This is a genomic window from Mesorhizobium sp. M5C.F.Ca.IN.020.29.1.1 (assembly GCF_003997375.1).
In the GTDB taxonomy this organism is placed as follows: domain Bacteria; phylum Pseudomonadota; class Alphaproteobacteria; order Rhizobiales; family Rhizobiaceae; genus Mesorhizobium; species Mesorhizobium wenxiniae.
Genome location: NZ_RZSW01000697.1, coordinates 1 through 2626 on the forward strand (window position 1 = coordinate 1; position 2626 = coordinate 2626).

At 62.7% G+C, this 2626-nt stretch carries 4 protein-coding genes and 1 pseudogene; 3 read left to right on the forward strand and 2 right to left on the reverse strand.

Annotation, left to right across the window (positions count from 1 at the left end; translation table 11 throughout):
* Positions 1-88: 88 nt before the first annotated feature.
* From EOA85_RS32240 to dhaL, 3 genes and pseudogenes are all read left to right on the forward strand, one after another.
* A pseudogene (locus EOA85_RS32240) lies at positions 89-268 on the forward strand (hypothetical protein); the annotation flags it as partial.
* 56 nt (positions 269-324) lie between these two features.
* Complete coding sequence (locus EOA85_RS32245) at positions 325-1332, forward strand: dihydroxyacetone kinase subunit DhaK (protein WP_065008414.1); 1008 nt, start codon at positions 325-327, stop codon at positions 1330-1332.
* Positions 1333-1343: 11 nt separating this feature from the next.
* Positions 1344-1982: a dihydroxyacetone kinase subunit DhaL gene (gene dhaL / locus EOA85_RS32250; RefSeq protein ID WP_127212426.1), complete on the forward strand. Its 639-nt coding sequence runs from the start codon at positions 1344-1346 to the stop codon at positions 1980-1982.
* On the opposite strand, the gene EOA85_RS32255 is transcribed toward dhaL, so the two are convergent.
* Both EOA85_RS32255 and EOA85_RS32260 read right to left on the reverse strand, forming a co-directional pair.
* Complete coding sequence (locus EOA85_RS32255) at positions 1979-2422, reverse strand: RpiB/LacA/LacB family sugar-phosphate isomerase (protein WP_029355267.1); 444 nt, start codon at positions 2420-2422, stop codon at positions 1979-1981. The two genes, dhaL and EOA85_RS32255, sit on opposite strands and share 4 nt — an antisense overlap.
* A 27-nt stretch (positions 2423-2449) precedes the next feature.
* A partial coding sequence (locus tag EOA85_RS32260) for a triose-phosphate isomerase (RefSeq protein WP_206523416.1) occupies positions 2450-2626 on the reverse strand: 177 nt, incomplete at its 5' end.

A 2626-nucleotide genomic window follows, 5' to 3' on the forward strand; every position in this document is an offset into this window, starting at 1 on the left:
GTTCTGCCTGCCTTGCCCCTGATCGCGATTTAACGCTGCAAGTTATCAGCTCCTCCCTTGCCCTCAAGGGCGATCAGGTCGGAACGTCGTCAAGGTTCTCAGCGCGGCGGTAAAAGTCTTGCTTTCGCACAACTATCATGACGGCGCGGAACATCACCGCTTCTTCTTCGAGCACTTCAAGCTCAAGGGCAAAGAGGCAGCCAATGCCTGCATGCAGATCCTGGCCGCGCGGGAACGTATCGCCGCTGAAATGTCCGTCGCCGGGTAGAAATCCCGGTAACACGCTGTACTATCTGAGAAAATACGAAACTCGGGAGGATGCAGGTGCAGACCAAGAAGATCGTCAACGACGGCAACCGCACTGTCGATGAGATGCTGGAAGGCATCCTGGCTGCGCATCCCCGCCATCTCAAAAGCGCGGCGGGCAGCCCACGCTCGATTATCGCCCGCGATGGACCTCGCCAGGGCAAGGTCGGCCTCGTCATCGGCGGTGGCTCCGGCCACGAGCCGACATTCCTCGGCTTCGTCGGCAAGGGGCTGGCCGACGCGGCCGCGATCGGCAATGTCTTCGCCTCGCCGCCGCCCGACCCGATCCTCGAATGCGCCAAGGCGGCCAGCGGCGGCGCCGGCGTGCTGTTCATGTATGGCAATTATGCCGGCGACGTGATGAATTTCGACATGGCCGCCGAGATGGCGGCGATGGATGACATTGAGGCGCGCACCGTGCTGACCACTGACGATGTGGCATCGGCGCCGCGAGACCAGAGACACAGAAGGCGTGGTGTCGCCGGCAATTTCTTCATCTTCAAAGCCGCTGGTGCAGCCTGCGACCGGATGCTGTCATTCGATGAATGCGAGCGCATCGCCAGGAAGGCCAACGATCACACCTTCACCATGGGCGTGGCACTGTCGCCCTGTTCGCTGCCGCAGACCCGCCGGCCGAATTTCGAGATCGGACCGGACGAGATGGAGATCGGCATGGGCATTCATGGCGAGCCGGGCACCGCGCGTGGAAAACTGAAAACGGCCGACGAGATCACTGACGAGATGCTGGACAAGATCCTCGACGAGATGGCGCCGGCGCATGGCGACAAGGTCGCCGTGCTCGTCAATTCGCTCGGCTCGACGCCGCTGATGGAGCTTTACATCATGAACCGGCGCGTGAAGCGTCGGCTGGATGACATCGGCGTGTCAATTCACGCGACATGGGTCGGCAACTACTGCACCTCGCTCGAAATGGCCGGCGCCTCGGTGACGCTGATGCATCTCGACGCCGAATTGCAGACGATGCTCGACCATCCTTGCGACTGCGCCATGTTTCGCGCCGGCTGAAAGTAGCATCCATGACATCCATCGATACGGCCGATCTGAAAAGAATGTTTGATGAAATCGCAGTGGCGATCGAAGCCGACAAGGACAGGCTCTGCCAGCTCGACGGCGTCATCGGCGACGCCGACCATGGCATTGCCATGGGGCTCGGTTTCGGGGCGGTGCGCGATGCACTCGCTTCGCTCGAGCTCGCGGCGACCGAGCCGACAGCTCTCCTCAACACCGCGGCCAAATCGTTCCTCAACGCTGTCGGCGCCTCGTCGGGCCCGCTTTATGCGACCGCCTTCATGCGAGGTGCGGCCGCCGTCAAGGGCAAGGCGACGCTGGCGAGCGCCGACGTCATCGCCCTGTTCCAGGCGATGGCGCAAGGCATCCAGGATCGCGGCAAGGCCAAGATCGGCGAAAAGACAATGGTCGACGCTTGGCTGCCTGCGGCTGAGGCGGCTGCGGTCGCGCATGCCTCCGGCAAGACACTCTCCGAAAGCCTAGCAGCCGGCCTTGAAGCAGCCGAACGGGGCGCCGAGGCGACCAAGGACATGATTGCCGCGAAGGGTCGTTCATCGCGGCTTGGCGAACGATCGCTAGGGCACCTGGACCCCGGCGCCGCGTCGGCCGTCACCGTCATTGGCGCGATGCGGAAAAGCTTGGGTTAGCCCAGCTTCGCCGCGTCGAGCCTGTCGATGGCCTGGACATTGCCAGCCGACGGTCCCTTTTCGTCGAACTCCGATGCGAGCCAGGCGTCGACGATCGACTTGGCCAGTTCCGGGCCGATGACGCGGGCGCCCATGGTGATGATCTGGGCATTGTTGGATTTCGCAGCGCGCTCGGCGGAGTAGGTATCGTGGGTAAGTGCTGCGCGAATGCCGGGCACCTTGTTGGCCGAGATGGAAACGCCGATGCCGGTGCCGCAAAACAGGATGCCGCGATCGTTCTCGCCGTCGAGGATGGTCTGGGCGAGCTTCTGCGACAGGTCGGCATAGTAGCCCGCCTGGCTAAGGTCGCTGACGGTGAGACCGGGTTTGGTGGCGAGATGCGCGGCAATGACGTCGAGCAGCGGCTTGCCCGCGCTGTCGGCTCCAATGGCTATTTTCATTTTATTGTCCTTTCCTGTTCATCGATACTAGATCGCCGCCGAGGCGCGTTGGAGGATGTTGATATAGCCTTCCGCCTGCCAAGCGGAGCGGCCGATGAACAGCCCGTCGATATGCGGCTGGCCGATCAACTCGGCGGCATTTTGCGGATTGACGCTGCCGCCATAGAGCACTGGCGGCACGGCCGGCAGGAATTCGCCGGCGAT